This is a genomic window from Neisseria chenwenguii, assembly GCF_002216145.1.
Taxonomy (GTDB): domain Bacteria; phylum Pseudomonadota; class Gammaproteobacteria; order Burkholderiales; family Neisseriaceae; genus Neisseria; species Neisseria chenwenguii.
In genome coordinates, this window is sequence record NZ_CP022278.1 from 1,184,127 (window position 1) to 1,209,595 (window position 25,469).

Annotated in this window: 25 protein-coding genes and 1 pseudogene; 14 read left to right on the plus strand and 12 right to left on the minus strand. The window is 54.2% G+C overall.

From position 1 onward, the window contains the following. Nucleotides 1-126 precede the first annotated feature (126 nt). Nucleotides 127-1,575 carry a decarboxylating NADP(+)-dependent phosphogluconate dehydrogenase gene (gene gnd / locus BG910_RS05855; protein ID WP_089036031.1) on the minus strand — a complete coding sequence of 483 codons (1,449 nt, stop codon included), beginning with the start codon at nt 1,573-1,575 and terminating at the stop codon, nt 127-129. A gap of 40 nt (nt 1,576-1,615) precedes the next feature. Next, on the minus strand, nt 1,616-1,945 hold the full coding sequence (locus BG910_RS12245; protein WP_123805275.1) for a hypothetical protein: 330 nt from the start codon (nt 1,943-1,945) through the stop codon (nt 1,616-1,618). A gap of 46 nt (nt 1,946-1,991) precedes the next feature. Here BG910_RS12245 and ggt point away from each other — a divergent pair, with 46 nt between their 5' ends. Next, nucleotides 1,992-3,767 (plus strand): gamma-glutamyltransferase, encoded by a 1,776-nt coding sequence (gene ggt, locus BG910_RS05860; RefSeq protein ID WP_089036032.1) that lies wholly within the window; start codon nt 1,992-1,994, stop codon nt 3,765-3,767. A 102-nt stretch (nt 3,768-3,869) separates the two neighbouring features. On the opposite strand, the gene lpxC is transcribed toward ggt, so the two are convergent. Continuing rightward, nucleotides 3,870-4,787: a UDP-3-O-acyl-N-acetylglucosamine deacetylase gene (gene lpxC / locus BG910_RS05865; protein ID WP_089036033.1), complete on the minus strand. Its 918-nt coding sequence runs from the start codon at nt 4,785-4,787 to the stop codon at nt 3,870-3,872. Nucleotides 4,788-5,256: 469 nt separating this feature from the next. Here lpxC and gap point away from each other — a divergent pair, with 469 nt between their 5' ends. After that, a complete protein-coding gene (gene gap / locus BG910_RS05870; RefSeq protein ID WP_089036034.1) occupies nt 5,257-6,261 on the plus strand; it encodes a type I glyceraldehyde-3-phosphate dehydrogenase in 1,005 nt (334 codons plus the stop codon). A gap of 256 nt (nt 6,262-6,517) precedes the next feature. Here gap and BG910_RS05875 read toward each other — a convergent pair whose 3' ends face one another. Further along, nucleotides 6,518-7,114 (minus strand): restriction endonuclease, encoded by a 597-nt coding sequence (locus BG910_RS05875; protein WP_198344831.1) that lies wholly within the window; start codon nt 7,112-7,114, stop codon nt 6,518-6,520. 374 nt (nt 7,115-7,488) lie between these two features. On the opposite strand from BG910_RS05875, the gene BG910_RS05880 reads away from it, so the two are divergent. Beyond that, entirely contained in the window at nt 7,489-7,779 is a 291-nt protein-coding gene (locus BG910_RS05880) for a helix-turn-helix domain-containing protein (RefSeq protein WP_089036036.1), read from the plus strand. Between the two features lie 161 nt (nt 7,780-7,940). Here BG910_RS05880 and tsaA read toward each other — a convergent pair whose 3' ends face one another. Further along, nucleotides 7,941-8,627, minus strand: coding sequence for a tRNA (N6-threonylcarbamoyladenosine(37)-N6)-methyltransferase TrmO (tsaA, locus tag BG910_RS05885; protein ID WP_089036037.1), 687 nt, complete (start codon nt 8,625-8,627; stop codon nt 7,941-7,943). A 368-nt stretch (nt 8,628-8,995) separates the two neighbouring features. Here tsaA and waaC point away from each other — a divergent pair, with 368 nt between their 5' ends. The 4 genes from waaC to BG910_RS05905 all read left to right on the plus strand — a co-directional run bounded on the left by waaC (nt 8,996) and on the right by BG910_RS05905 (nt 12,510). Next, nucleotides 8,996-9,967, plus strand: a complete 972-nt coding sequence (gene waaC, locus BG910_RS05890; protein WP_089036038.1) for a lipopolysaccharide heptosyltransferase I — start codon at nt 8,996-8,998, stop codon at nt 9,965-9,967. 156 nt (nt 9,968-10,123) lie between these two features. Further along, nucleotides 10,124-10,873, plus strand: a complete 750-nt coding sequence (locus tag BG910_RS05895; RefSeq protein ID WP_089036039.1) for an electron transfer flavoprotein subunit beta/FixA family protein — start codon at nt 10,124-10,126, stop codon at nt 10,871-10,873. 11 nt (nt 10,874-10,884) lie between these two features. After that, complete coding sequence (locus tag BG910_RS05900; RefSeq protein ID WP_089036040.1) at nt 10,885-11,820, plus strand: electron transfer flavoprotein subunit alpha/FixB family protein; 936 nt, start codon at nt 10,885-10,887, stop codon at nt 11,818-11,820. A gap of 75 nt (nt 11,821-11,895) precedes the next feature. Beyond that, entirely contained in the window at nt 11,896-12,510 is a 615-nt protein-coding gene (locus tag BG910_RS05905; protein WP_089036041.1) for an IMPACT family protein, read from the plus strand. Nucleotides 12,511-12,577: 67 nt separating this feature from the next. Here the strand turns inward: BG910_RS05905 and prfB are convergent, their stop codons facing one another. Beyond that, nucleotides 12,578-13,681: a peptide chain release factor 2 gene (prfB, locus tag BG910_RS05910; protein ID WP_089036042.1), complete on the minus strand. Its 1,104-nt coding sequence runs from the start codon at nt 13,679-13,681 to the stop codon at nt 12,578-12,580. 197 nt (nt 13,682-13,878) lie between these two features. On the opposite strand from prfB, the gene purD reads away from it, so the two are divergent. Next, nucleotides 13,879-15,147, plus strand: a complete 1,269-nt coding sequence (purD, locus tag BG910_RS05915; RefSeq protein ID WP_089036043.1) for a phosphoribosylamine--glycine ligase — start codon at nt 13,879-13,881, stop codon at nt 15,145-15,147. 70 nt (nt 15,148-15,217) lie between these two features. After that, nucleotides 15,218-15,787, plus strand: a complete 570-nt coding sequence (locus BG910_RS05920; RefSeq protein WP_089036044.1) for an L-threonylcarbamoyladenylate synthase — start codon at nt 15,218-15,220, stop codon at nt 15,785-15,787. A 237-nt stretch (nt 15,788-16,024) separates the two neighbouring features. Here the strand turns inward: BG910_RS05920 and BG910_RS05925 are convergent, their stop codons facing one another. After that, nucleotides 16,025-16,471 carry a surface-adhesin E family protein gene (locus tag BG910_RS05925; RefSeq protein ID WP_089036045.1) on the minus strand — a complete coding sequence of 149 codons (447 nt, stop codon included), beginning with the start codon at nt 16,469-16,471 and terminating at the stop codon, nt 16,025-16,027. A 249-nt stretch (nt 16,472-16,720) separates the two neighbouring features. On the opposite strand from BG910_RS05925, the gene recQ reads away from it, so the two are divergent. Beyond that, complete coding sequence (recQ, locus tag BG910_RS05930) at nt 16,721-19,060, plus strand: DNA helicase RecQ (protein WP_089036046.1); 2,340 nt, start codon at nt 16,721-16,723, stop codon at nt 19,058-19,060. Nucleotides 19,061-19,234: 174 nt separating this feature from the next. Here the strand turns inward: recQ and BG910_RS12555 are convergent, their stop codons facing one another. The 5 genes and pseudogenes from BG910_RS12555 to BG910_RS12780 form a co-directional block, all read right to left on the minus strand. Continuing rightward, entirely contained in the window at nt 19,235-20,398 is a 1,164-nt protein-coding gene (locus tag BG910_RS12555) for an ATP-binding protein (protein ID WP_123805271.1), read from the minus strand. Nucleotides 20,399-20,641: 243 nt separating this feature from the next. Then, nucleotides 20,642-21,025, minus strand: coding sequence for a hypothetical protein (locus BG910_RS05950; protein WP_089036050.1), 384 nt, complete (start codon nt 21,023-21,025; stop codon nt 20,642-20,644). A 137-nt stretch (nt 21,026-21,162) separates the two neighbouring features. Next, nucleotides 21,163-21,660, minus strand: a pseudogene (locus tag BG910_RS05955) (septal ring lytic transglycosylase RlpA family protein); the annotation flags it as partial. A gap of 43 nt (nt 21,661-21,703) precedes the next feature. Then, nucleotides 21,704-22,168 (minus strand): tRNA (uridine(34)/cytosine(34)/5-carboxymethylaminomethyluridine(34)-2'-O)-methyltransferase TrmL, encoded by a 465-nt coding sequence (gene trmL / locus BG910_RS05960; protein WP_089036052.1) that lies wholly within the window; start codon nt 22,166-22,168, stop codon nt 21,704-21,706. A gap of 65 nt (nt 22,169-22,233) precedes the next feature. Then, nucleotides 22,234-22,947 (minus strand): ComF family protein, encoded by a 714-nt coding sequence (locus BG910_RS12780; RefSeq protein ID WP_232462248.1) that lies wholly within the window; start codon nt 22,945-22,947, stop codon nt 22,234-22,236. Between BG910_RS12780 and bioH the strand changes: the two genes are divergently transcribed. The 4 genes from bioH (at nt 22,946) to BG910_RS05985 (ending at nt 25,452) form a co-directional block, all read left to right on the plus strand. Next, entirely contained in the window at nt 22,946-23,689 is a 744-nt protein-coding gene (gene bioH / locus BG910_RS05970; RefSeq protein ID WP_232462249.1) for a pimeloyl-ACP methyl ester esterase BioH, read from the plus strand. The genes BG910_RS12780 and bioH overlap by 2 nt on opposite strands. Before the next feature lie 245 nt (nt 23,690-23,934). After that, entirely contained in the window at nt 23,935-24,714 is a 780-nt protein-coding gene (locus BG910_RS05975; protein WP_089037164.1) for a methyltransferase domain-containing protein, read from the plus strand. Nucleotides 24,715-24,900: 186 nt separating this feature from the next. Further along, on the plus strand, nt 24,901-25,191 hold the full coding sequence (locus BG910_RS05980; protein WP_089036055.1) for a type II toxin-antitoxin system RelB/DinJ family antitoxin: 291 nt from the start codon (nt 24,901-24,903) through the stop codon (nt 25,189-25,191). A 51-nt stretch (nt 25,192-25,242) separates the two neighbouring features. Continuing rightward, nucleotides 25,243-25,452 carry a type II toxin-antitoxin system YafQ family toxin gene (locus BG910_RS05985; protein ID WP_089036056.1) on the plus strand — a complete coding sequence of 70 codons (210 nt, stop codon included), beginning with the start codon at nt 25,243-25,245 and terminating at the stop codon, nt 25,450-25,452. The last annotated feature ends 17 nt before the right edge of the window (nt 25,453-25,469 follow it).

The window sequence follows — 25,469 nt, forward strand, 5'->3', positions numbered from 1 at the left end:
GGAAACCTTTGCAAAATCGGATTGGGTTTGCTTTAAACGAAAACATGAAAATTACGGGGATTGGTTTAAAAATACTGCAAAAAGGCCGTCTGAAAATTCAGACGGCCTTTGCGTATTCGGGCAGGATTAAATATCGTAGGTGGTCGATGCGGTGTCGCCGCCTTTTCCTGTCCAGTTGGTGTGGAAAAACTCGCCACGCGGTTTGTCGGTGCGCTCGTAGGTGTGGGCACCGAAGTAGTCGCGTTGGGCTTGCAGCAAATTGGCAGGCAGGCGCTCGGTGGTGTAGCCGTCGAGGAAGGTGATGGCGGAAGCCATGCAGGGCATGGGAATGCCGCATTCAATGGCTTTGGCAACGACTTTTCGCCAGGCGGACAGGCAGTTTTCCAATACGCCTTTGAAGTAGGGGTCGGCACCGAGGAAGACCAAATCGGGATTGGCTTCGTAGGCATCGCGGATGTTGCCGAGGAAGGCGCTGCGGATGATGCAGCCTTCGCGCCACAATAGGGCAATGTTGCCGTAGTGGAGCGCCCAATCGTTGCTTTCGCCGGCTTCGCGGATCAGCATGAAGCCTTGTGCGTAAGAGATGATTTTGGAGGCCAGTAGGGCTTGGCGCAGGGCATCGACCCATTCGGCTTTGTCGCCGGAAACGGGGCTGACGGTTTTGCCGAACAGTTTGCCGGCTTCGACGCGCTGGTCTTTAAAGGCGGAAACGCAGCGGGCGAACACGGATTCGGAAATCAGGGTCAGCGGAATGCCCAAATCAAGGGCGTTGATGCCGGTCCATTTGCCGGTGCCTTTCTGGCCGGCGGTATCGAGGATTTTTTCGACCAGCGGGTGACCGTCTGAATCTTTGTAACCGAGAATATCGGCTGTGATTTCAATCAGATAGGAATCGAGCTCGGTTTTGTTCCACTCACTGAAGATGCGGTGCATTTCGTCGTAGGAAAGGCCGAGGCCGTCTTTCATGAATTGGTAGGCTTCGCAGATGAGCTGCATATCGCCGTATTCAATGCCGTTGTGCACCATTTTGACGAAGTGGCCGGCGCCGTCACGGCCGACCCAATCGCAACAGGGTTCGCCTTGCGGGGTTTTGGCGGCAATGGCTTGGAAAATGGGTTTGACTTCCGGCCACGCGCTTTCGTCACCGCCCGGCATGATGGACGGGCCGCGGCGTGCGCCTTCTTCGCCGCCGGAAACGCCGGCGCCGATAAAGCGGATGCCTTTTTCGGCGAGATAATGGGTGCGGCGGGTGGAATCGGGATAGTTGGCGTTACCGCCGTCAATGATAATGTCGCCTTTATCCAGTAGGGGAACAAGCTGTTCGATAAATTCGTCCACGACGCTGCCTGCGCGTACCATCATCATGATTTTACGCGGTTTTTCCAGCTTATCGACCAAATCTTGCAGGGAATATGCGCCGATGATGCCGGTGCCTTTGGCTGCGCCGTTTAAGAAATCGTCCACTTTGGAAGTGGTGCGGTTGAACGCTACAACTTTGAAGCCGTGGTCGTTCATATTGAGAATCAGGTTTTGGCCCATGACGGCCAGGCCGATTACGCCGATGTCGCCTTTCATTGCTTGCGAAGCTCCGTTTTTGGTTGTTTATGGCGTGATTTTAACCGATTTGAGATTGTTTCACACCTTTGCGTTTTGCCGTTTGCAAACTATTTGCAGGCCGTCTGAAAAAGTAGTCTTTATAAAAACTGAATTTAAATAATAAAAAGATTTTGATGTCGAGCAGGCGGTTTGGCTGTGGACAACTCAAATCCGCTTTATTTTTCAGACGGCTATCCGATTTTTTAGCTCGGGATAAACTGCAGCGGCTGCTGTTGGCAAATGTGGATAAGTTTGCTTGGAACGGAATTTTTGGGGATAAAACGGCTGGAAGTGCACAACTTTGCCGATTGTTTTTCAGCAGATTGGCAAGTTTGCGGTATAGTTTCACCGTTTACGGCTTGATGCCGTCTGAAAAACCTTTTTAGGAGAACGCGATGAAACAGAAAACCCTGACAATCAGCCTGCTCTCGGCGCTGGTTTTGGCTGCCTGCGCGCAGACCGAACCGCCTGCCGAAAGGCTGTCTGAAACCAAGCCGGTGGCGGCGGAGAGTCATGCGCCCGAACAGGGAACGGGGCTGACCGAGCAGAAACTGGTACACGCCAAAAATTTTATGGCGGCGTCGGCCAATCCGCTGGCGACCGAAGCGGGTTATGAAGTGTTGAAAAAAGGCGGCAGTGCGATTGATGCGATGATTGCCATTCAGACGACCTTGAGCCTGACCGAGCCGCAGTCTTCCGGTTTGGGCGGCGGCGCGTTTTTGGTGTATTGGGACAATAAAGCGAAAAAACTGACCACGTTTGATGCGCGCGAAACCGCGCCGAAAGCGGCGAAACCCGAGCTGTTTTTAGATGCATCGGGCAAACCGCTGGAATTCATGAATGCCGTTGTCGGCGGGCGTTCGGTGGGTGTACCCGGCATTCCGAAACTTTTGGAAGACATACACAAACGTTACGGCAAACTGCCGTGGGCAACGCTGTTCAACAAACCCATATCGCTGGCCGAACAAGGCTTTGCCGTATCGCCGCGCATGGCCAAATCCATCGAGCAGAACCAGAAATATCTGCAACGCTATCCGCAAACCGCCGCCTATTTCCTGCCGAACGGCAAACCGCTGGCGGCGGGTACGTTGCTGAAAAACCCCGAGTTCGCCCGATCCGTACGTCTGTTGGCCGAAAAAGGCAGCACGCCGTTTTACAGCGGCAAACCCGCGCAGAATATAGTTAACACCGTTACCGGCGCGGCCGATAATCCCGGCAAGATCAGCATGGCCGATTTTAAAAACTACCGCGTTATCGAGCGCACACCTGTTTGCGCGCCCTACCGCGAGTTTGAAATCTGCGGTATGGGCGCGCCGAGTTCGGGCGCGATTGCCTTGGGTGAAATCTTCGGCGTGTTGCAGCAGCAGGACATGAAAGCGTTGGGTGCGGACAACATCCAAAGCTGGCGCTGGCTGGGCGAAGCCTCGCGCATCGCCTTTGCCGACCGCGACCGCTATGTCGGCGATCCGGCGTTTGTCAGCGTACCGGCCAAATCCTTGATCAGCCGCGCCTACCTGAAACCACGTTCCGAAGAAATCCGAAATACCGACAAAGCCTTACCAAAAGTCGAGGCCGGCGTGTTCGGCAAAAAACAGGCGGCGGGCAAAGCCGTCGAACTGCCTTCCACCAGCCACATCGTCGTCGTCGATAAAGCCGGCAACGTCGTTTCCATGACCACTTCCATCGAAAACGCCTTCGGTTCGACGCTGATGGCCAACGGCTATCTGCTCAACAATGAGCTGACCGACTTTTCATTCAAACCTGCCGACGAAACGGGCAAACCCGTCGCCAACAGCGTCGCCGGCGGCAAACGCCCGCGTTCGTCCATGGCGCCGACCATCGTCATGCAAAACGGCCGCCCCTATCTGGCCGTCGGCTCGCCCGGCGGCAGCCGCATCATCGGCTACGTCGCCAAAACGCTGGTGGCTCACATCGACTGGGACATGGACATTCAGACGGCCATTTCCCTGCCGAACATGCTCAACCGCGGCAGCACGTATGAAATCGAACAAAACACCCCTGCCGCCGCCAAAGCCGGCGCGCTCGAACAGCTCGGGTATAAAGTTCAGGTACGCGATTTGAACTCCGGCGTCCAAGGCATCCTCATCGGCAAAACCGGTCTGCAAGGCGGCGCCGACCCGCGCCGCGAAGGGAAAGTGATGGGGGATTGATTTGGTTTTGTTTGTTTGTTTGAATGATAAGGCCGTCTGAAAACTTCCAAACTCAAAGTTTTTCAGACGGCCTTCCTATTCCTAATATTTAAACCCGCTTAATCAAGCCGCGCTGGGCAGTTCGTGAAACGCGGCGGGCAGGTCTTTTTCGTCGGCAAATTCCACCCATTCGTAAGCCGTGCCGTCGGCCAACACCGCGCGCAAGAGCGCGTTGTTGATTGCGTGGCCGGATTTGTAGCCTTCGAATGTGCCGATAATCGGGTGGCCGACGATATACAAATCGCCGATGGCGTCGAGGATTTTGTGGCGCACAAATTCGTCGGGATAGCGCAGCCCTTCGGGGTTGAGCACGTCGGTGTCATCAATCACGATGGCGTTGTTGAGGTTGCCGCCCAGCCCGAGGTTGTGGGCGCGCATCATTTCTACTTCCTGCATAAAGCCGAAAGTGCGGGCGCGGGCGATTTCGTCAACGTAGGATTTGCCGGCGAAGTCGATTTCAAAAGTAGGATTGCTGCGGTTGAACACGGGGTGGTCGAATTCGATGGTCAGAGTCACTTTGAAGCCGTTGTAAGGCGTGAAGCGCACCCATTTGCCGCTTTCTTTCACTTCGACGGTTTTCAAAATGCGCAAAAACCGCTTTTGCGCGCTTTGGTCGATGACACCCGCATCTTGCAAAAGGTAGATAAACGGCAGGCTGGAGCCGTCCATAATCGGGATTTCGGGAGCGTTGAGCTCGATAAGCGCGTTGTCGATGCCGTAGGCGGACAGCGCGGACATGATGTGTTCGATGGTGCCGACGCGCACGCCTTTTTCGGTAACGACAGTGGACGAAAGGCGGGTGTCGTTGATCAGATAAGGCGTAAGCTTGATGATTCCGCCCTGATCGCCGCTCAAATCGGTGCGGCGGAACGAAATGCCGCTGTTTTCCGGCGCGGGGTGCAGAGTCAGCGCGACGCGTTCGCCCGAATGCAGGCCGACGCCGGTAACGCTGATAGGTTTTGCTAAAGTCCGTTGCAGCATAATGGTTTCCGGGTTGGATTGGATAGGCGGATAATACGATAAATCCGAAGTACTTATCTATTGTTTTTAATAGTATTTACCAATGGCTTGACAGGCCGTCTGAAAAGTCTGTGGAAAAGCGGTAGAAAAAAACCGGATTATCCACAGGCTGGGATGAAAAACAGCGGTTGCGTTTGGCCATGCGGTTTTTTGAGATTTAATTTTTTGTTTTAAAAATAATTTATTGACTTACTCACAACTCTTTTCCCGCTTCTTCTTCAAATTCGGTTTTTTAATTTATTCTATCATTTACACCAACTCAAACTGCGGCATTTTTCAGACGGCATTTATTTACCCTAAGGCCGTCTGAAAACCATTTTCTTTATTTAAATCAAACATTTTTTAAGTAGTTGTATGTAACGCTAGGTAGTAGTTTTATTTCAGGCTACAATCACTGCATTGAGTTTCCCCATCTATCAAGGAGCAAAAAATGAGCATCAAAGTCGCCATCAACGGCTTCGGCCGCATCGGCCGTTTGGCATTGCGCCAAATCATCAAAACAGAAGGCATCGAAGTTGTTGCCGTCAACGACCTGACCCCTGCCGATATGCTGGTACACCTGTTTAAATACGACACGACACAAGGCCGTTTCCAAGGTACGGCCGAATTGAAAGACGACGCGATTGTCGTTAACGGCAAAGAAATCAAAGTATTTGCCAACCCCAATCCCGAAGAATTGCCGTGGGGAAAATTGGGCGTGGATGTCGTCTTGGAATGTACCGGCTTTTTCACCAGCAACGAAAAATGCCAAGCACATATCCGCGCCGGCGCGCGCAAAGTCGTGATTTCCGCACCCGGCGGCAATGACGTGAAAACCGTCGTATTCGGCGTAAACGAAAACGTTTTGGACGGCTCTGAAACCGTCATTTCCGCCGCCTCCTGCACCACCAACTGTCTCGCCCCGATGGCCGCCGTTTTGCAGAAAGAATTCGGTATCGTCGAAGGCCTGATGACCACCATCCATGCCTACACCGGCGATCAAAACACCCTCGACGCGCCGCACCGCAAAGGCGACAAACGCCGTGCCCGCGCCGCCGCGCAAAACATCGTGCCGAACAGTACAGGCGCCGCCAAAGCCATCGGCCTTGTGATTCCCGAATTGCAGGGCAAACTCGACGGCTCCGCCCAACGCGTTCCCGTTGCTACCGGCTCGCTGACCGAACTGGTAACCGTGTTGGAAAAAAACGTTACCAAAGAAGAAATCAACGCCGCCATGAAAGCCGCCGCAACCGCATCTTACGGCTATACCGAAGAAGAGCTGGTTTCTTCCGACGTCATCGGCATGGAATTCGGCTCGCTGTTTGACGCCACCCAAACCCGCGTCATGACCGTCGGCGGCAAACAACTCGTCAAAACCGTGGCCTGGTACGACAACGAAATGTCTTACACCTGCCAGCTTGTGCGCACGCTGGAGTATTTTGCCGCTAAGATTTAAGCGGTTGGTTTGAAATGAAGAAATGCCGTCTGAAAAGTTTTCAGACGGCATTTTGGTTTGATGAAACGACTAAAAACAAGTCGGAGTGGTCGGATACTTTTGCCCGACAATCCGTTAAATAGTTTGGCCGATTGCTAATTGCTAAATATTTAGCCAACGTCGGGCAAAAGTGTCCGACCTACGCTACGGTTCGATGTCTTCATCCCTGAAAAAATCATACGGCATTTTTTTTGTAGATTTTAAATAAATTTCCAGTTTATTTCAATTTTACGATTTTCGGCACTTCGATAATTCCCAGTTTCTGCTTGGTAGCCGGGCTCAAATGCTCAAGGCTTTCGCTAATCCATTCCACCAAATCCTTTCCTTCCATCACACGGATATTGTGCTCTTCGGCCAATTTTTTTGATTCGCTGCTCAAACTACCCGTCGTCATCAACCATTTTTGGACGTTGGATTCATCATCATCCGTTTCGTGGGTAATCAGTTGCCGTAAACCGTGGCTGCTGGTTTGGCCTCTGTGGTGCTTGGCCTGTATCAGCAGGCGCGAGTTGTTGAAACGGTCGTTTTTCTCTGCGCTGATGTCAATATCGGAAATATCGGAAGACTGGTTTTTAGCTTCGATTCTGACTTTCGTATAGCCTTCGATTTCAACCAATTCTTTTATCAACTGCTCCAAACCGTTACCGCCAGCAGCAAGCCGAGTATTGCCATTGGCAAGGGATTCCAGCAATTCTTGTTTAAACGCTTCTTCTGCCGCAGTTTCCTGCTCGGTCAGATAACTGTTTGCCTGATAGCTGCCCTTTTCTTTCAAATTCTGGATAATGGTTAAAATTTCTTCTTTAAAATCGTTCAAACTCGTTATGGTCATCCTGACTTTCAGACGGCTCTCAAAACCTTACGATAAATTATTCCTTGGAATCTGAATGATATTACCGTTTTGTCCGCAGAATAAATCAACCTTAACCTGATTGCAGACATCATCGTTGGCAGATTCTGCATCAAAACGTTTCACTCCATCGGCTATGCCGATAACAACTGAACGGCGGAGGGGAACGACCACAATATCTCCCTTAGCCAGATTAAAAAAACGTTTGACAGTATTTTTCCATCTGCCGATTTTGCCGATGGCTTTGATGACGTCATCGGCATTTTCATATAAGGAAGATTAATAAAAGTTCATAAAAAATCCGTAAGATTCGCGAGCTGAAAAATTTCTCTCAGGAAAATATGGCAGAGCAGTTGCAGATGTCGACCAACGGCTATGCGAAAATCGAGCGTGGGGAAGTGGGTTTGCAGCTGGATAAGCTGGAGCAGATTGCGGAAGTGTTTGGGATGGAGGTGGTGGATTTGCTGTCGCTAGATAAGAAAATGGTTTATTTGAATATCGAAAACAGCACCAATTCGTCAAACTATTATTCGTCGCAAGATCAGCTTGTTTTTGAAATCGAAAAATTAAAACAGCAGGTGGGTTATTTGCAGGCGATGTTGGGTGAGAAAAACGGTTTTATCGACCAGTAGCGGGCGCAGATTGCGACTTTGGCTGAATTGCTGGAGGCGGTAAAGGCAAACTGTTCATAAGCGATGCCGTCTGAAACTGCGGGTAGGTTTCAGACGGTATCGCTTATTTATGTGCTGGCAATGCAAATGTTTCAAGTTACAAAACTATTTCAGACGGCATTTTACGGTAAACCTTGTCCCGCGCGTCCAACGGCAATAATCTTGGCGGTGTTGTCTTGGATTTGAAATTTCACTTCATAATCCGAAACATTCATCACATATACGCGCTCGGGGATGTCTTGGTAGGCGGGGCGGGGGTCTTGGGCGATGCTTTGCCCGATGAGGTCGCGCTCGCCTGCGGATAAGCCTGCGCCGGTGTTGTCTGCCCATATGATATGGAGTTCGTCGGGTTTGCCGCTGACGAATCCTGCGCGGGCGTCGGGTTTGGCTTCAACAAAGGGGATGTAGGGTTTGATGTCGATAACGGGCGTGCCGTCAAGCAGGTCGGCGCCGCTGCAATAGAGTTTGACGGTTTTGCCGCTTTCAATGCGCTCGAGTTTCAGCAGCGACAGGCCGAGGTGGTTGGGGCGGTGGGGACTGCGGGTGGCGAAGATGCCCATTTTCCGCCGTCCGCCCAAGCGCGGCGGGCGTACCATTTGCGCCCAACCTTCTTCGATTGCGTCGTGGAAAATAAAGCTGATCCAGACATAATCGAAATCGGCCAAACCGCGCACGCTGTCGGCGGTAAATTCACGGTTGAGTTCGATGCAGACTTCTGCTGCGGGAACGAGGCCTGGCTGTCGGGCGATGCCGAATTTTTGTTTGTAGGGGGAATGGGCGGTGGCGATGGGGCGGATGGTATGCGGCATGGTGGTGGAATTTTGAAAAAGCTAATGATATAGTGAACTAAAATAAAAAATCTACTTCGTTGGCTGTGGCTTGCCTCCTTGTATCTTTCTTATTTTATTTCACTATAGCATAGGCTTAGTGTGGTGGGTTTGACCATCTGAAAATTTGGGTATTGGATGAAGTAGTGCGATTTTGTCTGCCAAACGATGAAGTTTCAGACGGCCTAAATATCCTCTTTTTAAGGGCTGGTTTTGTTATAATGGTAACTTGGTATAGAAGCTGCTGCCCGCATGGTTTGCCGGATGGAATTGGTGAAATATTGTTTATAAAATTTAATAATATTAAATAGTTATATTTGTTTCACGTGAAACGCTCAAAGGATTGCGCTGTGAAAGTTTTGTTGGTCAGGTTGTCGAGCATGGGGGATCTAATCCATACGCTGCCGGCGGTAAACGATTTGGCGCAGATGTGTCCGGGAGTCGAGCTGCATTGGCTTTGCGAGGCAGGGTTTGCCGATATTGCGCGGCTGCATCCGTTTGTGAAAAAAGTGCATACGATGGCTTGGCGGCAATGGCGCAAGAAGTTGGGTCAAAAGGAAACTTGGCAGTCCATAGGCCGTCTGAAAACGGATTTGCAAAACGAGCGTTATGATTTTGTTTTAGACAGTCAGGGTTTGCTTAAAAGCGTGTTGTTTGCCAAATTTACGGCCTCACCCATCAAAGGCTTGGATAAACAAAGCGCGCGCGAGCCGTTGGCGGCTTGGTTTTACAGGCAGGCTTTTGCGGTTGAAAAAGGCCGGAATGCGGTTTGGCGGAATCGGAAATTGTTTGCCCAAGTTTTCGGCTATGAAATGCCCGGGCGGCAGACTTTTGGTTTGGCGGTGCCTGAATCAGGCCGTCTGAACGACTTGAAAATGCCGTTTTACGCGGCTTTGCACGCGACCAGCCGCGACAGCAAACTTTGGCCTGTGGATCATTGGATCGTTTTGCTGCGGCGTTTGCATGAAGCGGAAAACTGTTTTGTTTATCTGCCGTGGGGCAATGAACCCGAAAAACTGCGGGCGGAAAAAATTGCCGAAAACCTGCCGTTTGCCAAAGTATGCGACAAGATGAATCTGCTTCAGGCGGCTTATTTGTTGGATAACGCGTGCGGTGTTATCGGTGTGGATACAGGTTTGCTGCATTTGGCCAATGCGCTGGATAAACCTGTGGTCGGGATTTTTACCGATACCGATCCTGCAAAAACGGGTGTTCAGGTTTCTGATTGGGCAAAAAATCTAGGCGGTATCGCGCAGATTCCAACGGTAGAAGAAGTGTATGAAATTTTAAAAGAATGCGTTGCCGCTAAACGGAACGGGTGAGGCCGTCTGAAAAGGCTACCGATAAAATCGGTAAAGCGCTCTGAGTGATTTCTGAGTGATTACTTTAAAAGTAGTATAATCAGGTATTTCCGGCATTGATTGCCGCGGCTGTTTTTGAATCGAATTCAATCAAATCCTTTCAGGGAGAAATTTTTAATGAAAGCATTGGTCGCAGTGAAGCGCGTGGTGGACTACAACGTCAAAGTCCGTGTTAAGGCCGACGGTTCGGATGTGGACATCGGTAATGTGAAAATGTCGATGAACCCGTTTGACGAAGTTGCGGTTGAAGAAGCGGTGCGCTTGAAAGAAGCCGGAAAAGTCAGCGAAATTGTGGCTGTGTCGCTGGGCGGAAAAAAATGTGAAGAGACGCTGCGCACGGCTTTGGCGATGGGCGCCGACCGCGCGGTTCATGTGGAAACCGAAGAAAAATTAGAGCCGCTGGCTGTGGCCAAATTGTTGAAAGCGGTAGCGGAAAAAGAGAATCCGCAAATTCTGCTTCTGGGTAAGCAGGCGATTGACGATGATGCGAACCAAACGGCGCAAATGTTGGCTGCGTTGCTGACCGCGTCGCAAGGGACGTTTGCTTCCAAAGTGAGTTTGGAAAACGACGAAGTGGTCGTGACCCGCGAAATCGACGGCGGCGAAGAAACGGTGGCATTGAAACTGCCGGCCGTATTGAGCGCGGATTTACGCCTTAACGAACCGCGTTTCGTCAAATTGCCGAACATTATGGCGGCAAAGAAAAAACCTTTGGATAAAGTAGTGCCTGCCGATTTCGGCGTGGATATTACGCCGCGCGTCCATGTGGTAAAAGTTGCCGAGCCGCAGGCGCGTCAGGCGGGTGTGAAAGTGGCAGATGTCGCCGAATTGGTTGAAAAACTGAAAAACGAAGCCAAAGTAATCTGAAGGAGCGAGAAATGAGCGTATTGATTATTGCCGAACACGACAACCAAAAGTTGAATCCCGCAACGCTTCATGCAGTTACTGCGGCGGCGAAATTGGGCAGCGTCGATATTTTGGTAGCCGGTAAAAATGCGGCAGCGGTTGCCGATTCGGCCAAGCAGATTGCCGGCGTATCTAAAGTTTTGCTGGCTGATGCCGATTATTATGCCGAAGGTTTGGCGGAAGAGCTGGCGCCGTTGGTTGTGAAACTGGCGGCTGATTACCGCTATATTGCAGCGACTGCGACGGCATTCGGTAAAAACCTGTTGCCGCGCGTGGCGGCTTTGCTGGATGTGCCGCAGATTTCCGATTTAACCGAAGTGGTTGATTCGGATACGTTCGTCCGCCCGATTTATGCAGGGAATGCGTTTGAAACGGTAGAATGTCAGGCTGAGAAATTGGTGTTGACCTTCCGTGCAACAGCTTTTGATGCGGCAGCCGCTGCCGGAGGAAATGCGGAAGTTTTGGCAGTAGAGGCAACGCCTGCGCAAAATCTGAGCCGCTTCGTCGGTCGTGAATTACCGCAATCTGACCGCCCCGAGCTGACGCAGGCGAAAGTGGTGGTTTCGGGCGGGCGCGCGTTGGGTAGTGCTGAAAAATTCAATGAGCTGCTAACACCGCTGGCCGATACTTTGGGTGCCGCCGTTGGCGCTACCCGATCAGCTGTGGATGCAGAGTATGCGCCGAACGATTCCCAAGTCGGTCAAACCGGCAAAGTGGTCGCGCCACAGCTTTATATTGCCGTCGGCATTTCCGGCGCGATTCAGCATACGGCAGGAATGCAGGACAGCAAAGTCATTGTGGCCATCAATAAAGATCCTGATGCGCCGATTTTCAATGTGGCGGATTACGGCATTGTCGGCGATTTGTTTGAAATCGTGCCGCAGTTAACAGCTGCTTTGAAAGGCTGATTCCGTTTCACGTGAAACCTGTTTTCAGACGGCCTCGGGTATCCGCAGGCCGTCTGAATTGTTTACGGATAGAGCATGACAGTTACCGCTTATAAAACCATTGCAGTGCCCGTCGAGGCTGAGTTTAAAGACAAAGGCAGCCGCTTTATCGCCTATGCTTATCCCGTTCGGACGGCGGCGGAAATCAAGCATTATGTAGGGGTTTTAAGGGAAGAACACCGCAAGGCGCGGCATTGGTGTTACGCCTACCGTTTGGGCGTGGATAATACGCAGTTTCGTGCCAATGACGACGGCGAGCCTTCGGGCAGCGCAGGCCGCCCTATTTTGGGACAGATTGATTCGTGCGGTTTGACGGATGTTTTAGTGGTCGTTGTGCGCTATTTCGGCGGCACACTGCTGGGTGTGCCCGGGCTGATTCACGCCTATAAAACGGCGGCGGCAGATGCGTTGGCCGTTGCGCAAATCGTTGAAAAGAATGTTGAAAAAACAGTTTGGATTCGTTGCGATTATCCTGCGCTAAACGACGCCATCCGCATTGTCAAACAACATCAGGCAGAAATTTTAGAACAAGATTTGCAGTTGGATTGCAGGCTGACAGTCAAGCTGCCGCTGGCAGCATTTGAAGCCTGCGTAGCTGCCTGGCAGCATATGCGGCAGATTGAAGTGGATGTAGAAAAGCCGTTTGAATGATGTGAAGTGCAGATACAAAAAAGGCCGTCTGAACTTTCAGACGGCCTTACATTTTAAAACCCGATAATCAAACGCCCTGTTTCAGACTTGCTTCGATGAAGCCGTCCAAATCGCCGTCGAGTACGGCTTTGGTATTGCCGATTTCGTAACCGGTACGCAAATCCTTGATGCGGGACGAGTCCAATACATACGAACGGATCTGGCTGCCCCAGCCCACATCCGATTTGCCCTCTTCCAGCGCCTGTTTTTCTTCATTGCGTTTGCGCATTTCCAAATCGTACAACTTGGCTTTCAGCATATCCATCGCCGCGGCTTTATTGGCGTGTTGCGAACGGTCGTTTTGGCATTGAACCACAATTCCCGTCGGCTCGTGGGTAATGCGCACGGCGGAATCAGTTTTGTTGATGTGCTGACCGCCTGCACCGGATGCGCGGTAAGTGTCGATGCGCAGGTCGGCGGGGTTGATTTCGATTTCGATGCTGTCGTCGATTTCGGGGTAAACAAATACCGAGGCAAACGAAGTATGGCGCTTGTTGTTAGAGTCAAACGGCGAATAGCGTACCAAGCGGTGAACGCCGGTTTCCGTGCGCAAGAGGCCGTAGGCGTATTCTCCTTCCAAGCGGATGGTGGCGCGGTTGATGCCGGCGATTTCGCCGTCGTCTTCTTCCAGAATTTCGATTTTGAAGCCGCGGCGTTCGGCATAGCGCGAATACATGCGGAACAGCATGCCTGCCCAGTCTTCCGCTTCCGTGCCGCCCGCGCCGGCGGTAATGTCGATAAAGCAGTTGTTCGGATCGGCAGGCTGGTTGAACATTCGCTTGAATTCCAAATCCGCCATCTGTTTTTCCAGATTGGCCACGTCTTCCTGAAGCGCGGCGAAGCCTTCCTCGTCGTTTTCCTCCACCGTCATTTCAATCAGCATCCGGTTGTCTTCGATGCCGCTGCTGATGGTGTCGAGCGTCAGAACGATGCCTTCCAGAATCTTGCGCTCTTTGCCGATTTCCTGCGCTTTTTTCGGGTTGTTCCACAATTCGGGATCCTCGGAAAGGCCGATGACTTCTTCCAAGCGGTCTTTCTTGCCCTGATAATCCATATACACGCGGATATCCGCGCTCCGTCGCTCCAAATCGTCGAGCGTATTGTTGAGTTGGTTGATGAGTTCGGCTTCCATATCGTTGTTTCTTTCTGAATTTAAGGGCTGTATTGTAAGGGATTTGCAGGCTTTTTTCCATGATGGCAGGCCGTCTGAAAACAGCGCACAGATGCTTTTCAGACGGCCTTTTCTCCAGGCGCAAGATTGTTTCAAAACGGCCGGATAGGCTATAATCAGAGTCTTATTTTGTAAACAATATGAATTGAGGAGATGGCATGAAACTGCTCGTTATCGGCAGCGGCGGACGCGAACATGCATTGGCTTGGAAATTGGCGCAGTCGCCCAAAGTAGAAACCGTATTTGTCGCGCCGGGTAACGCGGGTACGGCGGTTGAGCCCAAGCTCGAAAATTTAGCTCTGAGCGCCCATGCCGATCTGATCGATTTCTGCCGCAAAGAAAACATCGCGTTTACCCTCGTCGGCCCCGAAGCGCCGCTGGCTGCGGGGATTGTGGACGATTTCCGTGCCGCCGGTCTGAAAATCTTCGGCCCGACCCGATACGCCGCGCAGCTTGAAAGCTCGAAAGATTTCGCCAAAACCTTTATGGCGAAATACTGCATTCCCACCGCGCAATACCAAACCTTTGAAAATGCCGCAGAGGCACATGACTATGTCAGTCGGAAAGGTGCGCCGATTGTGATTAAGGCTGACGGCCTCGCTGCCGGCAAAGGCGTGATTGTCGCCATGACTTTGGACGAGGCGCACGCCGCCATCGACGATATGCTGCTGGGCAACAAAATGGGTAATGCCGGCGCGCGCGTGGTGATTGAAGACTTCCTGCAAGGCGAAGAGGCCAGCTTTATCGTGATGGCCGACGGCAACAACGTCTTGCCGATGGCGACCAGCCAAGACCACAAACGCCTGCTCGACGGCGACAAAGGCCCGAATACCGGCGGCATGGGCGCTTACAGCCCCGCGCCCGTGGTCACGCCCGAAGTATACCGCCGCGCGATGGACGAAATCATTCTGCCGACCATCGAAGGCATGAAGGCCGAAGGCTATCCGTTTACCGGCTTTTTATACGCCGGCCTGATGATCGACAAAACCGGCGCGCCCTACACCATTGAGTTCAACTGCCGCTTCGGCGATCCCGAAACCCAGCCGATTATGAGCCGCCTCGACAGCGATTTCGTTGATTTGGTCGATGCCGGCATCGAAGGCCGTCTGAACCAGGTTTCCGCCGAATGGAACCCGCAAACCTCTGTCGGCGTGGTTTTGGCTGCGGCAAATTATCCCGAAACGCCGAAAAAAGGCGACGCCATTCACGGCATCGAAGCCGCCAATCAAACCGGCAAAGTGTTCCACGCCGGTACAGCGTTTTCAGACGGCCAAATCCTCACCAACGGCGGCCGCGTGCTTTGCGTCGTCGGTTTGGGCGACGGTGTGTCCGCTGCCAAAGCGCGCGCCTACGAAGCGCTGGAAAAAATCAGCTTCGACGGCATGCAGTACCGCAAAGACATTGCCGACAAAGCCGTCAACCGCTAATCCTGCTTAAGGCCTCTGAAAAACGGTTGCCGCACGCATCCGACTTTTTCAGACGGCCTCTTGCTTCGCCATGAATATTCCCAAAATGCCTGCCGCCGCCATGCAGCGCCGACTCAAAGCCCACCTCAAGCGGGGCGGTCTGGCGGCGTATCCCACCGAATCCTGCTACGGCTTGGGATGTCTGCCGACCCATGCGCAGGCCCTGCGCCGCCTGATCCGTTTGAAAAAACGCCCGCAACACAAAGGCATGATTGTCATCGGCGCAGATTTGCCCCAGCTTCTGCCCCTGCTCAAAAGGCCGTCTGAAAACACGCAAACCATGCTCGACCAAGCATGGCCGGCGGCAAAAACCTTTCTGCTGCCCGCCGCCGGAAACGTATTGCCCGCATTGCGCGGTAAAGGCCGGAGTAAACTCGCCGTGCGCGTTCCCTTGCATCACGGCGCCCGCGCGCTCTGCCATATCCTCAAAACCCCGCTGGTTTCCACGTCCTGCAACTGCGCAGGCAAACGCGCGTGTAAAACCGAACGGGAAGTCAGACGGCAGTTTGGCGGCAAAGTGATGATTATCGGCGGGCGCACGCTGGGGCAGAAAGCGCCGAGCATGATTATTGACGGGGAAACGGGGCGGCGCCTGCGTTAAACTCAGGTGAAACGTATAGTGAATTAAAATAAAAAATCTACTTCGTTGTCTGTGGCTGAGCTCAAAGAGGATGATTCACTAAGGCGCTGAAGCACCGAGTTCATCAGTCCCGTATTGTCTGCGCCTTGCCGCCTTGTATCTTTCTTATTTTATTTCACTATAGAAGCAGCGTGCGTTTGCGCAGAAAACAAAACAGGCCGTCTGAAAATTCAGACGGCCTGTTTGCAGACAAAAAACTTACAGCTTTTTGCTGCAGACTTCTTCGTATTGTTTTTCCGTAATCGTGCCGTTCATCACGCTCATCGGGCGCAGCGCGGCGGCGGTGTATTTTTGCGCGGAAACGACTTTGTCGTGTTTGTCGAACAGTTTCAGCGAGGTCAGACGGTAGGTTTTGTTGGTGCAGTGGATTTCCCATTCGCCGATGGCGGTTTTGTAGGCCGGCGTGTTGGTGAATTTTTCTTCGTCGGCTTTGGAAACGACTTTTTTATCGCGGAACGTCGCCAGCGCGCCGTTTTTCCTGATGCTGTTTTTGTCGATGGAAACCTTGATATTGCCGTCTGAAATCGTGCCGATGCTTGACCAGTTGCCCGAAGTGCTGCCGCCGGACGTGCCCGAAGAGGTACAGGCGGTCAACAGCGCGGCCAATGACGCCGCAGCGGCGAAACGTAAAAAGCGCAGATTCATAAAATCCTTTCAAATCAATTTGTAAACCGGATGCCGCATTATCCGCGTATTCCGCGCTTCAGGCAAACGTGCCGTCGGCAGCGGCTTGAGGCCGTCTGATGCTTCAACTATGCTCAGCACAAGTACTTCGATGGTTGGCGAGCAACGTCGAACCACTACGCTCAGTAACCGAATATTCAAGACGACCTCAAGCAGCGCCCGCGCAAAACCGTTAAAATAACGTTTTTCTTCAAAAGTTTCGGAACGATTATGCCCGCGCCGTCCGCCCAACAGATTCTGCACGATGTTTTCGGCTATCCCGCCTTCCGCGGCAACCAGCAGGCCGTGGTGGAAACGCTGGCGGCAGGGCAGAGCCTGATGGTGCTGATGCCGACGGGCGGCGGAAAATCGCTGTGTTATCAGATTCCTGCGCTGATGCGCGGCGGGGTGGCGGTGGTAGTGTCGCCGCTGATTGCTCTGATGAACGACCAAGTCGCCAACCTGCATGCCGCGGGCGTGGAAGCGGCCTGCGTCCACAGCGGCACAAGCGCCGATGAAGCGCGTGAAGTCGCCGACAAACTCAGCAAAGGCCGTCTGAAACTGCTCTACGTCGCGCCCGAACGGCTGGTTACCGAGCGTTTTCTGCGTTTTCTCGACCAGCAGACCGTCAGCCTGTTTGCCGTCGACGAAGCGCATTGCGTGAGCCAATGGGGGCACGATTTCCGCCCCGAATACCAACAGCTCGGCATGCTGGCCGACCGTTATCCCGCCGTACCGCGCATCGCGCTGACCGCCACCGCCGACGCCGCCACCCGCGCCGATATCAAACATTACCTCCGTCTCGAAGATTCGCCCGAATTTGTCGCCAGTTTCGACCGCCCGAATATCTACTACCAAGTCATCGAAAAAAACAACGGCAAAAAGCAGCTACTTGATTTTATTCAGAAACAGATGGACGGCCAAAGCGGCATCGTTTACTGCCTGAGTCGCAAAAAAGTCGAAGACACCGCCGCGTTTTTGTGCGAACACGGCCTTGATGCCATTCCCTACCACGCCGGTTTGAGCATGGAAACGCGCGAAGCCAACCAGCGCCGTTTTACCCGCGAAGACAATATTATCGTCGTCGCCACCGTCGCCTTCGGCATGGGCATCGACAAGCCCGACGTGCGCTTCGTCGCCCACCTCGATATGCCGCAAAGCGTCGAACATTTCTATCAGGAAAGCGGCCGTGCAGGGCGCGACGGCCTGCCCGCCGCAAGCTGGCTGTGTTACGGCCTCAACGACTGGGTATTGCTGCGCGAACGCATTGCCGAGAGCCAGAGCAGCGACGCGCAGAAACAGGTCGAAATGCAGAAACTCGACGCCATGCTGGCCGTTTGCGAAACCGCCGGATGCCGCCGCGTTTTGCTGTTGCGCCATTTCGGCGAAGAATCGCAGCCTTGTGGCCATTGCGACAACTGCCTGCACCCGCCCGAGCGTTTCGATGGCACGGTTTTGGTACAAAAACTCTTGAGCTGCGTGTACCGCGTCGGCCAGCGTTTTGCCGCCGGCTACGTCGTAAACGTATTGCGCGGCAAGAGCGACGACTGGATCCGCCAAAACCGCCACGACACGCTTTCCACCTACGGCATCGGCGACAATCTGAGCGACAAAGAATGGCGCAGCGTTATCCGGCAGTGCATCAGCGCAGGCTTTCTGACCGTCAATCCGCACCAATACCAAGCCCTGCAATTGACTGAAAATGCAAAGAAAATCCTAAAAGGTAGCGAAACCGTACAGCTGCGCCCGCTCAAACGCGAAAAAGCCGCCACCCAAAAACCCAAAGAAGAATGGCTGCGCACCGAGCGCGAAGAACGCGTCTGGCAGGCGCTGCGGGGCTGGCGTATGGCGCGCGCGCGCAAGGAAGAAGTACCCGCTTACGTTGTCTGCGGCGACAAAACCCTGCGCGACATCGTCGAGAAAATGCCGCAAACCCTGCCCGAACTGCATCAAATTTATGGCTTGGGCGAGGCCAAAATCCAAAAATTCGGCGCGGAAATCCTCAATATCTGTGCCCATTCGGCCGAAATTGCGGCAGGCGGGAACAGGCCGTCTGATGCTTCCACAAGAAGCCCCACGGATTCCGTGCCCGCGTTCCAACCTGCCGACGAACGCGAACAACAGCTTCTCGCCGCCCTGAGCGTTTGGCGCAGCAGGCAGGCGCAAGCCGAAGGCTGCGCGGAACGCACCGTTTTGACCGATGAGAGCCTGCACGACCTCGTCCGTCACACGCCCGAAACCAACCTCGATTTGCAGGGCATTTACGGGCTGGGCGAAGTCCGCGCCGGAAAATACGCCACCGACCTGCTTGCCGTTTGTTACCCGTTTTTAGACGGCCTGCCTGAAGCCGCCGAATCCCGCCGCCGCCTGATGCGCCGCCTGCTCGAATGGAACGCCCAAACCGCCGCTGCCGAGGGCATCGAACCGCATCAGGTGTTGAGCAAAATCACCCTGCGCGCCATCGCCGCCAAATGCCCGCAAACCCTGCCGGCGCTGGCCGAAATCCACGGCATGAGCGCAGAAAAAACCGCGCAATACGGGGAGGCGGTATTGGCGGTTTGTTTGGCATGATGCCGGTAAAGTTTTGACTGTTTCTGACGGCATCAACCTGTCTGTCGGCATTTTTGCAAATTTTAGGCCGTCTGAAAAATATTCAGACGGCCTTGATTGTATCAAATAAACGCGGTGAGTTTTCAGACGGCATTTAAATGTTCGACAGGCTCGCCAACCGATGCCTGTTCCACCTCACATCTTCTCCATCCAAACACTCAACCTGCCCTCATTACGGTTTTCCAGCCGAACCGCCAAACCGTGCAGTTTGGTGATTTGTTCGACGATGGAAAGCCCCAGCCTGCTGCCCTGTTTGTTTTGGTCGGCGGGGCGGTAGAAGCATTCTTTGATTTTGGACAGATGCTGCGGGGCGATGCCGACGCCCCGTGGTCGCGCACTTCGATGCGCTCGGGGGGATGCGCAGCAGGATTTCGCTGTTTTCGGGGGAATAGCGCGCGGCGTTGCCGAGCAGGTTGCGCAGCATGAGCTGCAAAAGTTCGTTGTTGCCGGAAAGCGGCAGGGGGTGGTCGGAGAGTTCGCGTTTGAGGCGGATGCGTTTTTCGAGGGCGGCAAGGTTGGTGTTTTGCAGAACTTGGCTGCTGAGGGAGGCCCAATCGATGGGCTGTGCGTCGGAAATGCCGTGTTCGGGGTCGAGTTTGGAGAGGGCGAGGAGCTGGTTGATGAGGTGTTCGGCGCGCTCGATGATTTGGCGGAGATGGTGGGGCTGTTCGTCCGGTTCGCTGATGGCGAGGACTTCGGTTTGGATTTTGAGGGCGGCAAGCGGTAAAGCGCTGTTCGCGCGCGATGCCTGTCTGAACGCGTTGGAACAGGGTGTTGAGGGCTTCGACGAGGGCTCGGGTTTCCTGCAGTTCGGGGCAGCGGACGGGGGAAAGATCGGCAGCGGGGCGGTGGGAAGGTTCGTGGGCGAGGATGGACAGGGGGTTTCAGGCTGCGGTTAATGGCGGCGTGCAGAATCCATATCATAAACGGCAGAACAATCAAGGAGGTGGCAAGCTGTCCCCAGACGGTGTCGAACAGGGTAATCAGGCGTTCGTGCCAGCTTTGGGAAACAGCGGCGGTTTGGCCGGTTGCAGGGTCGTGCAGATAGAGGATGCGCCAGCTGCCGGGTTGCCAAAAGGGGGCGGTGCCGGTGAAGCCGTCGGTTTGCGAATAGGGGATGCCGCGGCCTTTCCGGTCGGCGAGGATGAGTTTGCCGTTTTTGTCCCAAAGGGCGATACCGTTGTGGTCGGGATCAGCTTCGCTGCTCCTGCCCTGCGGCAGGTTTTGGATTTCGGGCAGGCGGGCGGTTTGCCCGCCTGGAACGGCTGCATAAGGCAGTGCGCGGGCAAGGCCGCTCATCTGGCTGTCGGAGGCTTCGTTGAGCTCTGCAGGGAAAGAGGGTCAGGGAAACGGCGTTGGCCAGCAGGCCGGCGGCGATGTGGGGATCATCTTCGATGAGCAGGATACGCATGGGGTGTGCATTTTTTGGGGGGAAGTTTCGGGGTGTGTATTAAACCGCGCGCGGCTTAACCGAATCTTAAGGCGTTTTCTCCACAAAATAAAAACGTCTGTCCAAAGGCCGTCTGAAAATTTCAGACGGCCTTAGTTTTCCTCCACCATCACCACGGTCAATTCTTTCTCGGGCGTGGTTTGGATTTGGGCAAGCGTGAGTTTGTTGACTTTGCGGATGTCGCGCAGCAGGTGTTGTTCGGTATGGGCAACGCGTTCGGCGAGCATTTCGGCCAAAAGTCCGGCCCGGATGCCCAGATGGGTTGTCCAGGCGTTTGGGCTGGCGGCAGTCACGGCGCGGCCTTGTTCTTTGAGTGAGACGATGTATTCGGCGGCGGTTGCGTCAAAGCCGGAGACAACCGACAGCCGTCCGAGTTCGGCCTGATATTGCAGGGGGGTGATCTGCTGGCTGCGAAACTGTTCGCTCAAGGCTTCGTAATCGGCCAGAGGCATATTGTAAACGGCGAATGAGAGCATTTCGGTATCCTGTTGTGGCAATGCGGAAACGGCGCTTAACCGTCAAATGTTCAAAACGGCCTGTTTCGGAAAACAGGCCGTCTGAAAAGTTAAATCAGGGTTTGACCGACCGGCTCGAAGATTTCTTGAGCGGGGGTTTCTTGGGCGGTGGCGTTTTCGCCCGGGAGGATTTGTTCGATTTTCACATGAGCCGTACCGTGGTTGATGAAACCGAGTTTTTGCGCGGCGGCTCTGGAGACGTCCATCACACGGCTGCCGTGGAAGGGGCCGCGGTCGTTGATGCGGACGACAACGCTTTTGCCGTTTTTGGTGTTGGTTACACGGGCGTAGCTGGGAATCGGCAGGGTGCGGTGGGCGGCAGTCATGGCGTGCATATTGTAACGCTCGCCGCTGGCGGTTTTACGGCCGTGGAATTGGTTGCCGTACCATGAGGCGCGGCCGCTTTGGCTGAAATTGGAAACTTTTTGCAGGGGCTGGTAGCGTTTGCCCGCTACTTTGTAGGCGCGGTTGGCGGAAACGTGCAGTTTCTCGGCGCGGACAACGTGGTCGCCCGCAGGAGCGGCGGTTGCAGAGAATGAAATGCTGCCGATGGCAGCGGCGAGAAGGGTCAGTAAGGTGGTTTTGGTTGCAGTCAAAACGAATTCCGTTTCTTGAGTTGATCTTGGGTTTTCAGACGGCCTAAATTCCGCCCGCGTAGTCGTTTTGCCGCCACGCTTCAAAAAGCATTACGGCAACGGTGTTCGACAGATTCATACTGCGGCTCTCAGGCAGCATCGGCAGCCTCAGCTTTTGCGCGTCAGGCATGGCATCGAGAATTTCAGACGGCAGGCCGCGGGTTTCGGGGCCGAAGAGAAACACGTCGTCCGCTTGGAAACCGGCCTTGTCGGGGCGGGTTTTGCCTTTGGTGGTCAGCGCGAAAATGCGGCGGCCGGCGAGGGCTTGGAGGCAGTCTTGGAAATTTTCGTGTACCGTCAGTTTGGCAAATTCGTGATAGTCCAGCCCCGCGCGGCGCATCTTGGCGGAATCGAGCGGAAAACCGAGCGGTTTGACCAGATGCAGATCGGCGCCGGTATTGGCGCAAAGGCGGATGATGTTGCCCGTATTCGGCGGGATTTCAGGCTGGTATAAAACGACAGTAAACATATAAATCAGTCACTTATAAGAATGAAAGATTGCCACAGGGCGGCAGGGGTGTCAAAGCATTTAGGCTAACTTTTCATTTGCGAACGCGCCAGCGACCAGCAGTAAACCTGCCCGACGCCCGATTGCTTCAGCGTTTTGGCGAGTTCGGCGAAAGTTGCGCCGGTAGTAGTCACATCATCAATTAACAATACATTACAATTTGATTCCAAAGGATTTTTTAGTTCAAAAATATTTTTCACATTGCGCCGCCGCGCTTCACTCTTGAGCGTACTCTGCGGCGGCGTGTGTTTGCGGACGACCGTACCGCGCGGCAAAACGCGCCAGCCGTAATGCGCCGCCAGCGCGTCCGTCAGCGCCTCACTTTGGTTGAACCCGCGGTAAAACCGCCGTTCTTTGCTCAACGGCATCGCCAAAACACAATCAATCCGCGCCGTTTCCAGCCAATCGGGCGCATTGCGGCGCATCAGCGCGGCGAGCGGACGGCACATCCCGGAATCGGCCAAATGCTTAAACTCATGAATCATGCCGCTCACGGGCGGCTGATAATAAACCGACGCCCACAGCCGCGCGTATTGCGGCGGCTTTTTCTGGCACGCGCCGCACACCGCGCCACCGGCAATCTGGCGGAAACACAGCGGGCAGCTGTTTGCCGCATCAGTAAACACCGCCGCCAAATCCTGCGCACAACCCGCGCAGAGGCCGTCTGAAAGCGCCGAATCGTGGCATAATACGCAACGCCTCGCCTGCGTCAGTTTGCGCCATAAAGAAAGAAAATCCATGCCGAATGTTGCCCGAAAAATTTATCTGATTCACGGCTGGGGTGCAAACCGCCACATCTTTGACGATTTCGCCCCGCGCCTGCCCGCCGCTTGGAACGTCGTTACGCCCGATTTGCCGGGGCATGGCGGTGCACCGTTTGACAGTGCGTTTGACATTGCCGCCGCTGCCGACGGCCTCGCCGCACAATTCGATACACCCGCCGACCTGCTCGGCTGGTCACTCGGCGGTCTGGTTGCGCTGCACATCGCCGCGCATTACCCCGAAAAAGTGCGTTCGCTCTGCCTGACCGCAGGTTTTGCCAAACTCGTTGCGTCCGAAGATTACCCCGAGGGGTTGGCCGCTCCTGCGCTGGGCAGGATGATTGATCCGTTTCAGCAGGATTATGCCAAATATATGAAATTGTTTCTACAACTCCAGCTTCTCAACACCCCAAACGCCGCCGAAATCACCGCAAAAGTATTGCCCGATTTAGTCAGCCACGGCGCGCCGGCCGCGCTTCAGGCCGCGCTCGATGCGGCGGAACAGGCCGACACCCGCAGCCTGCTGCCGAAAATCCACACCCCGACCCTGCTTGTGTACGGCGGCAAAGACAGCATCACCCCGCCGCGTATGGGCGAATACCTCGCCCGCCACCTGCCAAACAGCCGCCTGCACCTGATCGAAAAAGCCGCCCACACGCCGTTTCTCAGCCATGCGGACGAGTTTGCGGAAGTGTATCGGGGGTTTGTCGAGGCCGTTTGAAAGTGCGGGGCGTTTGGTTTTCAGACGGCATGAGGCTTGAGACCCAAGCCGTAGGTACGGTTAGCCGCCCCAAAGGCGGCGTAACCGTACAAACCTGCGCAACTATGCTGTATGAATTACAAGCCTGCTGCCCTATTTTTCTGTTGCAGCGTACGGTTACGCCGCCTTTGGGGCGGCTAACCGTACCTACCAAGCTTAAAAACCACCCGTCCCGTTCCCAAACTTACCATCAAAAAGGCCGCCCCATGACCGACCGCTGGCAAATCCACCGGCTGCTTGCCGAAGAAACCGACCAACGTCTGCAACTTTTGCGCACGCCGCCGCAGTCGGTGTTGCTTGTCGGTGCCGATGCCGACATCAGCCGCCGCCTGCTGGCGGTGCGTTTTCCGCAGGCGGCGTTTGCCGAATACGACCCGCGTGCGGATTTTTTGCAGGCGGCGGCAAAGGTGCGCGGGGGCGGGTTGTGGCAGAAACTGACCCGCAAAACCGTTCCTCAAACCTGCCAAAGCCTGACTGCGCCGCTGCCCGAGGCGGCGGCGGATATGCTATGGGCCAATCTGAGCCTGCCTGCCGCCGGGCGTCTGCCCGAGGTGTTCCAAAACTGGGCGCGCGCGCTCAAGCCCGACGGGCTGCTGTTTTTCACCCATTTCGGCCGCGACACGCTCGAGGGGCTGAAAGGCCGTCTGAAAAATCTCGGCATTGCTTGCGAAACGCCGACGCTGATCGATATGCACGACCTCGGCGACATGCTGGCCGACAACGGTTTTTACGACCCCGTAACCGATACCGCCAAACTCGAGCTGACCTACCGCCGTGCGGAAATGTTTTGGCAGGACATGGCTACGCTGGGACTGGAAAACGCGCTGCGTTTCAGCGATCCCGCTGCCGCGCGGGATGCGGTGTCTGCGCTGTTTGCCGATGAGGGCGGACTGACGGTAACGCTGGAAACGGTGTACGGCCACGCGGTGAAAAAACGGGTGTTGCCGCAGGGTGAGAATCTGGTACGGTTTTATCCGCGCGGGTAGAGGTTGGAACGGAAAAGGCCGTCTGAAAAATCAGGCATGGTTTTGTCGTGTTATGTCCGCTTGGGGCAGACTAACACGACCTACGCTTGCTGAAAATTTCAGACGGCCTTTGCCACACACTTGGACATATGATGTAATTAAATCATAATTACAACACAATTATCTTTTACCCATCAGGAGCAGAAAATGGGCTATACAAATTTCAATATGCGCCTCGACGACAATTTGCGTTCCCGCGCCTATCCGGTTTTGGAACAGTACGGCCTCACGCCCAGTCAGGCGGTCAGGATGTTTTTCAATCAAATCGGGCAGACGGGGAAAGTGCCGTTGTCGTTTGACTGGACGGAAGAGTCAAAATTCAACGCTCAAGCCGAGGCATTGCTGCGCGAAAGTGTGGCGGAGATGGAAAACGGGCGTTATACGGTACACAGCGCGGATGGGCTGGCCGGCGGCTTGATGGATATTGCAGATGAGTGAGCGTGTTTTTCATCTGAGCAATGTTTTCAAACGCGATGTAAAAAACACCATTTGGCTTTGGTCAGCAAATCATGGGCGGATATTGTCCGCTGTTTGGCAGAGGGTTCGCCCATGCCTGAAAAGTACAGAGACCATGCGCTGACGGGAAATTGGGCGAGTTTTCGCGATTGCCATGTCAAGCCGGATTTGGTGTTGGTGTACAGAATTTTGGGTAACGCGGTCGAACTGCACCGTTTGGGTACACATGCCGAATTGTTTTGATTCGAGTTTGATTGGAT